Origin of the sequence: Caballeronia temeraria (assembly GCF_001544795.2) — a bacterium.
GTDB classification, from domain to species: Bacteria; Pseudomonadota; Gammaproteobacteria; order Burkholderiales; family Burkholderiaceae; genus Caballeronia; species Caballeronia temeraria.
Genome location: NZ_FCOI02000038.1, coordinates 61,638 through 67,774, shown reverse-complemented (window position 1 = coordinate 67,774; position 6,137 = coordinate 61,638). Strand labels below are relative to the sequence as shown.

Genomic DNA, 6,137 nt, shown 5'->3' with positions numbered 1-6,137 from the left:
ATGGCCTTGAATCTCGCGCACGCTCATGCCGCGCGCATACATGCTGATGACGTGGTCGTCGAAACCCGGCAGCCGGCGTTGATACTTGCCAACCAGTTGCGGCTCAAACGTCGCCTGCCGGTCGCGCGGAATACCCAGCTTCAGTTCGCCGTTGGGCGTCAGGACCGTCTTCGAGCTCGTGCAGTTGCGGTGGTTGCCAGCCTTGCCTTGCTCGCTCTCGGCTTCCAGATGGTGGCTCAGCTCGGCCGCGAGCATGCGTTCGGCTAGCCGCTTCTTGAGTTGGCCGGCCAGACCCGATTCGCCCAGGACCAACTCGGCATCCTTGCCCTGAACTTGTGCAAGCAATTGGTCAATTAGCTCATCGGAAAACAGCTTCGGTGCCTTTGTGCTCTTGTTCTTCTTTGTCACGGTTGCTTCGGTCATAGGACGTTATTCCCGTTATCGTCTCATGACCTCGGCACACTAAATCTATGGTCACCCCCGTTTTTGCAACACTGATTCTTGATGTTGTGGTTGGCTTGCTTAAATCTATCCGGCGTCGGTATGGGATTGCTCCCCGCGCCACGATGAGAGTCGCGCCTAACAATCCTAAAAAATTCTTCGGCCTCAGAGGCCGATTTAGTGTGCAGGTTATTTGTCAGGCCGGTATGCCGTTCACGTCATCAAACCTCAGCGATCGCAAAACCAGATGGGAACTTCGTGTAGGTAGTTCCGGACGGATGCTCAAGCAGGCATGGCGCTTAGGCCCGCATCGAACGTGGTGTTGCGCGCCGCCAGCGCCCATGCGGTGCGCGCCAACTTGTTCGCTAGCGCGCACGCCACGACATTGGAATGCCGTCGCGTCAGCATTGCGCGCACCCACTGCGCGAGCCGGCCATGCTGCCGCTCGAGTCTAAGCATGTAGGCGCGGGCGCACTGCACCAGCAGGCGCCGGATGTTCTTGTCCCCTCGCTTGCTGATTCCCAGCAGGTTAGACTTGCCGCCCGTGCTGTACTGGCGTGGTACCAGGCCGATCGACGCGGCGAAGTCTCGGCTACATCGGTATTGCCTGCCGTCGCCCATCTCGGCGGCCAGCACGCTCGCGGTGATTGGGCCGACGCCTGGAATTGACAGTAAACGCCGGCCGAGATCGTCGTCGGCAAGCTGGCGGGCCACTTCTTTGTCGATCTCGCCGATCTGTTCGTTGAGGTACTTGAAGTGAGCGTGCAGACGCTCGAGGATCGCGATCAGGCGTGGCGGCAGCGGATGCTCGGCGACTATGGCTGGCAGCCGCGTGATGACGGCGTTGCCGACAGGCAAGCTGACGCCGAACTCAAGCAAGAAGCCGTGTATTTGATTGACGGTCTTCGTGCGGTCACGAATCAATGATTCGCGCATTCGATGTAGGGCCGATAGAGTTTGCTGCGATTCGGTCTTGGGCGTCACAAACCGCATGGCCGGGCGAGACGCCGCCTCACAGATCGCCTCCGCGTCGACGAAATCATTCTTGTTGCTCTTCACGAAAGGCCGCACGTACTGCGGCGAAATGAGTTTGACCTGATGCCCGAACGTGGCAAGCTTGCGTGCCATATGATGAGCACCCGCACAGGCTTCCATGACGACCGTGCAGGCGTGAAACGCGGCGAAGAACTCGACCAGCTGCTTGCGCGTCACCTTCTTGCGAAACACTGCCTTTCCGTGCCGATCTTGGCCGTGAAGGTGAAACGAATGCTTGCCCAGATCGATTCCAACGAGCGTCACGTCCTGCATGATGGCCTCTCCGAAAAAGAAAACGCCCTACAAGCGTAACCCGCGCTCGTGGGGTGGGGGTGACCATCTCATTAAATCTGACAGGCTCACTGTCGCGCGCGGTGATGCCGGTGATGCAGATCTGCTTCTCAAGAATCTGGCTTCTCACAAACCGTACTTTTCACGGTTCTTTGTAAGCCGTTCCCTTCGTCGTGGCGCGGGCTGCTCGATAAGCGAGCTTCCAGTAAAGCCTACGTTTGCTCTCAAAGCGACGCTCGCGCATGCGTGTAACTTTCGACTAATTCTGCCTGCTTATCTTTGCCGCAACCCAAGCGTACCGGGTTCAGGATCCTCCCTGCGACGTGTCGGCTATTTATTGTTGAGCGTTTCGCCACATGTACTAGTGATCCGATGGAGTGCCGGTGCCGCATTCAATCTTCCGAAATGTCAGAGATCAGCATGCATATCACACCCGCCGGCGCACTCATCGTCGTTCTCACCGGGCTTGCGTCAGGTTTTTTAAATGCCGTTGCATCATCAGGATCGGCTGTGTCTTTGCCTATCCTGATGTGGTCCGGCCTTCATGCGCTCAATGCCGACGCGACGAATCGCATCCCGGTCCTGGTCGGCGCGATGTCTTCGGTCGTTGGCCTCGCTCGCCGAGGTGCAATACCGTGGAGACGGGCTTTCCTCGTATCAACTCCGGCTACTCTAGGTTCCGTCATCGGCGCCCTGTTTGCAGAGTCTCTACCCAGCCATGATATTCGCATCGGTATCGTTGGCGCCGTCGTAATCACGCTAGCGCTCTTGCTGATGAAGCTTAATGTCCTTTTAAAGTCCGCTGCGTCGTCAACCTTCAAACTCGGAACTAAGCCTTTCGTGATGCTGTTCCTCGTAGGAATTTGGGCCGGCCTCATCGGCTTGTCGGCGACATATACGCTTCTGGTGCTCGTGCTTGCAATGGGTATACCGATCGTGGAGGCGAACGCGATCAAAATTTTTGTGCTTGTTCCGGTAACCGCCGTGGCCATGATGATTTTCGCCGAGAAAGGAAGCATCGACTGGAGCGTTGGCGGTGTGATGGCGTTAGGCAGTATGGCAGGGGGATTGCTGGGTGCACGACTTGCAGTGTCGGAGCAGGCTCGGCGATGGATTGTCGGATTACTCGTGCTGGTCACGCTGGCAGAACTCATACATTTGCTGGTGCAGTATTTTTTTTAACTCAAAATCTTTGATGTCTGCCATCTGCAGGTGAGGAGCGGCGTGGCAACGGCAGCCGGTGGGTTTCCCGTCAACGCAGAAAGTGATGCGAACACAATGATGGGTGAATGGTCTGGTTTCATCGCCCGGCGACGCGCCTCGAAGACTGATAAGGTTCATTGTCAACCTATTTCCTTCTTTTCACTTATCCGATGCTCCGAGCGCCCTCGGCGTCGCGAAGAACTGAGTGAAAGACCGGCCGACCAGTCGACCGCCCAGGGACAACGCTGCTGCGCCGGAACCCGTGACCCGTGCGATGAAAATAGCAAAGCTTTGAATCATCGCGCTCGACCATTCGCACACCACGTACTCTCGATGCCGACGCACCCCAATACGGTGTATCGGTGAAACCGGTCGATATCGTTCGTGCGCTCGAAAACGAGTACAACATGCGCCTGATCGCCGGCTGTCAACCGACATGTTCCGAAACGCCTTGTTCCTGACGTAATTTTCAACTCACTGTGCGCCCTTACGATGTACACATCATTGCAAAGCCTACCGTAATGATGCTCACGACTCTGCCGCCCGCAAGGTAGGGAGAGTTACAACACTACCTTGGAGAAGTTCATGAAACGCATCGCAGTTAGTGCCGCCGTTCTGGCCAGTCTTTGTGTGTCCCCGTTTGCGCTCGCACAGGCGGCCAAACCCATCAAGCCCGCAACGATGAGTTGCGGCGATTTTCTCGCTGTTGAAGATACGTACAAGCCTGCGCTCGTCTACTGGGTGTCGGGTACCGACAAGCTCGGCGTGCAGGAAACGGTGACGACGGTCGTCGATACGGCAACGCCTGTGGCAGCCGTCGTCGGCGAATGCGAGCGCGCGCCAAAAGCGTCGTTCGCGAGCAAAGTGCGCGACCTGTACAAGACTGGGCGTATCGCGCTTTTCAGCCATACGTGATCGCTTCGCTAGCGTGCTCAATGCCGCGACATCGCTCGCGGCATTTTCGTTTCCACACGCGTTCAACATCCTCCAAAAGCTTGCTAATCTCGAGCCGCCCAGCAAGAACGGTCTCGACTCTCTGATTCGCGGCCAGTTCCAGTAAGCCGACCATGGTCTTGCAGGCTTCGCGCTGGGTCAGTTCCGCCTCGAGCCGCTCCCACGTCCGGCGGTACGCCTCGCGCGGGAACAAGTCGTCGCGAAACGCCAGCCCCTTGAACGCCTGGGGCATCGAACGACCGACTTCATCGAAGAGGAAGCACGCGTGACACGCTGTGACACCTTCACCGTGCGGGGCATTCTCTACAGCGCACTGTCGCGCCTGATCGGCCACCGTCTGACGCTGCGCGTCTACGCCGATCACCTCGACTGCTATCTATCCGGCGCGCTCGTGCACAACACAGCGCGCGGCTCGCATGCGGCTAACAGCCGCCGTCGCAAGCTCGACTACCGGCACTTCATCGAGGCGCTCAAGCGCACGCCGACGTTATTACGCGTGCCGGCCATGCCGTAATGCACCAGCAGTGCGTCATAGCGAGCCGTCAAATCCTCTTCAGTCTGCAAATTCTTAGACGCTGCCGATAGGCTGTCGGTGCGATGCTCATGCGGGCAGCCGCCAGCCCGCCACAGCGCGTTCTGTAAACCGGTGGAGAGAGCTTCGGGGCTCTCACCACCTTCGACGACATAGGCGTATTCCCAGTGCGAGAACGCGAGCACGAAGTGATAGAGCCGGTGATCGAGGGCCGCGCCGGCAACCGTGACGCGCAGGTCCCGCATGTCGGTGAAGTCGGAGAGCCCCTGCACGCCGGGCAAGTGCTGCTGCGGGAAGAAGATCTCCTTGCCAGGGCCCTCGAGTGCGCGCCATTGGCTGACGCGCCGCTCGAGCGTACGCCGCATGCTGTCAGGTAAGAGGCCAGATGCGCCTCCTGCAGCTTGCACAGGAACGTGATGGCCTTGAGCCGGGGCGCGTGCCGCAGCAATGGCACGACTTCGGCCTCCCAGACTTCCGCGAACGGATCGTGACGTGTACGCCACGCGCGCGGTGGCTTCTGCGACGGCGGACGGTCGTCATGCTCAATGCGCCGAGCCGCGCGAACGCTCATGCCCGCCATCGCCGCGGCGACTTCCTGAGTGTGATGTTTGCGCTTGCTCATATATAGTCGGACCTGCTGGTCCGTTACGTAGGTTCCAGGCATGGCTGTTCGCTTCCTGTTCGACGCGATCAGCCCATCGTAAAACCCGCCACTCCGGCGCCGCCGGTAGTTCGTCGTCTCCGGCGGCTACGCCGCCTTCGACTCCTCACCACCGGCCAAGGTAACTGTCAAAGGACCGGCCAAGATAATTGGCGTTCTCTAGCCATCGATTCCGCATCCCGATCAGTCGCTTAGGCTAAGACGTGGAGGATTTTTAGCGAATCCCGGTCAGGCCTCTACTCCGAATTCCCGTCCTCAAGTATGTGCTCCGAGGCGGGGCTATGCTATCGGGTGAGACGCCACGGGTTAGCGCGAACCATTGGCAGGTGCTAACCCGACAACATCACCGTGCGCAGAGAGGCACGCGGGGTGTAGCAGACGGGCTCCAGAAACACCATTTCTTAGGTCCGCGCCCGGGGGCCTGCGCAGCACTCAGCACGGGAATACTGAGCCGACAGGTGCGACACGTGGCGTCGTGTTCGAGCAAACCCGCTTCGACGAGCGTCGTCGCGAGATGGCTGACCGTTGCTCTCGGCAAACCCGTGCGCTCATGAGGTGGCTATTGGTCAGCAAGGTCGCGCCCGGCCCAAACGGACGCAGAATGTCCATGCCGCGTTGGAGCGAGCGGTTCAGCGACGGATCGGGCTCGGACCGGACGGTTCCGGTAGAAGGCTGATTGGCGTTGATCGCGTGAATGCCGATCATTTTCACCTAATTCGACGCCCGCATCATTGCACAGTGGCCAGACGCTCTGGCATCGCGCTACGGACCGAACGTGAAAACGAATCTTTGCCCCAGGAGCACATCATGGATTTCCAACCGACTTTCGCCGTTTTCTTCGCACTCGGATCGAGCGTCTTTGCCGCTTGCATCGTGCCGGCATTTTTCCTCGAGATGATCGACGCCCGCGTTCTCAAACGTCAGGCCCGACCCGCAACGAAGCGCATCCGCAGCGAACCTTCGCCGGCATCGATGGACGAAAAAGGGCCGCACCTGCATCTCTGAACCGACGTTCTACAG

The 6,137-nt window shown here is 59.0% G+C and carries 8 protein-coding genes and 1 pseudogene; 4 read left to right on the top strand and 5 right to left on the bottom strand.

Annotated features, from left to right (window positions below; translation table 11 throughout):
• Both AWB76_RS33475 and AWB76_RS33470 read right to left on the bottom strand, forming a co-directional pair.
• Positions 1-423 (bottom strand): transposase (locus AWB76_RS33475; RefSeq protein ID WP_208606643.1); only part of this gene is annotated, 423 nt, incomplete at its 3' end.
• A gap of 300 nt (positions 424-723) precedes the next feature.
• On the bottom strand, positions 724-1,749 hold the full coding sequence (locus AWB76_RS33470) for an IS110 family RNA-guided transposase (protein WP_061164390.1): 1,026 nt from the start codon (positions 1,747-1,749) through the stop codon (positions 724-726).
• A 438-nt stretch (positions 1,750-2,187) separates the two neighbouring features.
• Between AWB76_RS33470 and AWB76_RS33465 the strand changes: the two genes are divergently transcribed.
• Positions 2,188-2,949, top strand: coding sequence for a sulfite exporter TauE/SafE family protein (locus AWB76_RS33465; RefSeq protein WP_157696266.1), 762 nt, complete (start codon positions 2,188-2,190; stop codon positions 2,947-2,949).
• Between the two features lie 606 nt (positions 2,950-3,555).
• On the top strand, positions 3,556-3,885 hold the full coding sequence (locus tag AWB76_RS33460) for an HdeA/HdeB family chaperone (RefSeq protein ID WP_061164388.1): 330 nt from the start codon (positions 3,556-3,558) through the stop codon (positions 3,883-3,885).
• On the opposite strand, the gene AWB76_RS43275 is transcribed toward AWB76_RS33460, so the two are convergent.
• The gene (locus AWB76_RS43275; RefSeq protein ID WP_061164387.1) at positions 3,872-4,156 is read right to left on the bottom strand and encodes a hypothetical protein; all 285 of its coding nucleotides are present in this window, start codon (positions 4,154-4,156) and stop codon (positions 3,872-3,874) included. The two genes, AWB76_RS33460 and AWB76_RS43275, sit on opposite strands and share 14 nt — an antisense overlap.
• 33 nt (positions 4,157-4,189) lie before the next feature.
• On the opposite strand from AWB76_RS43275, the gene AWB76_RS43270 reads away from it, so the two are divergent.
• A complete protein-coding gene (locus AWB76_RS43270) occupies positions 4,190-4,438 on the top strand; it encodes a hypothetical protein (RefSeq protein ID WP_445343876.1) in 249 nt (82 codons plus the stop codon).
• On the opposite strand, the pseudogene AWB76_RS43265 reads toward AWB76_RS43270, so the two are convergent.
• Both AWB76_RS43265 and AWB76_RS42405 read right to left on the bottom strand, forming a co-directional pair.
• Positions 4,402-5,120: pseudogene (locus AWB76_RS43265) on the bottom strand (IS21 family transposase); the annotation flags it as partial. The gene AWB76_RS43270 and the pseudogene AWB76_RS43265 overlap by 37 nt on opposite strands.
• A gap of 340 nt (positions 5,121-5,460) precedes the next feature.
• Positions 5,461-5,655 (bottom strand): hypothetical protein, encoded by a 195-nt coding sequence (locus AWB76_RS42405; RefSeq protein WP_074171466.1) that lies wholly within the window; start codon positions 5,653-5,655, stop codon positions 5,461-5,463.
• 269 nt (positions 5,656-5,924) lie between these two features.
• Between AWB76_RS42405 and AWB76_RS33445 the strand changes: the two genes are divergently transcribed.
• Positions 5,925-6,122 carry a hypothetical protein gene (locus AWB76_RS33445; protein ID WP_061164386.1) on the top strand — a complete coding sequence of 66 codons (198 nt, stop codon included), beginning with the start codon at positions 5,925-5,927 and terminating at the stop codon, positions 6,120-6,122.
• Positions 6,123-6,137: the final 15 nt, after the last annotated feature.

What these genes read in the sequence shown, in the direction of transcription:
- AWB76_RS33470 (WP_061164390.1), bottom strand. Translation starts at nt 1,749, where the DNA reads ATGCAGGACGTGACGCTCGTTGGAATCGATCTGGGCAAGCATTCGTTT.
- AWB76_RS33465 (WP_157696266.1), top strand. Translation starts at nt 2,188, where the DNA reads ATGCATATCACACCCGCCGGCGCACTCATCGTCGTTCTCACCGGGCTT.
- AWB76_RS33460 (WP_061164388.1), top strand. Translation starts at nt 3,556, where the DNA reads ATGAAACGCATCGCAGTTAGTGCCGCCGTTCTGGCCAGTCTTTGTGTG.
- AWB76_RS43275 (WP_061164387.1), bottom strand. Translation starts at nt 4,156, where the DNA reads ATGCCCCAGGCGTTCAAGGGGCTGGCGTTTCGCGACGACTTGTTCCCG.
- AWB76_RS33445 (WP_061164386.1), top strand. Translation starts at nt 5,925, where the DNA reads ATGGATTTCCAACCGACTTTCGCCGTTTTCTTCGCACTCGGATCGAGC.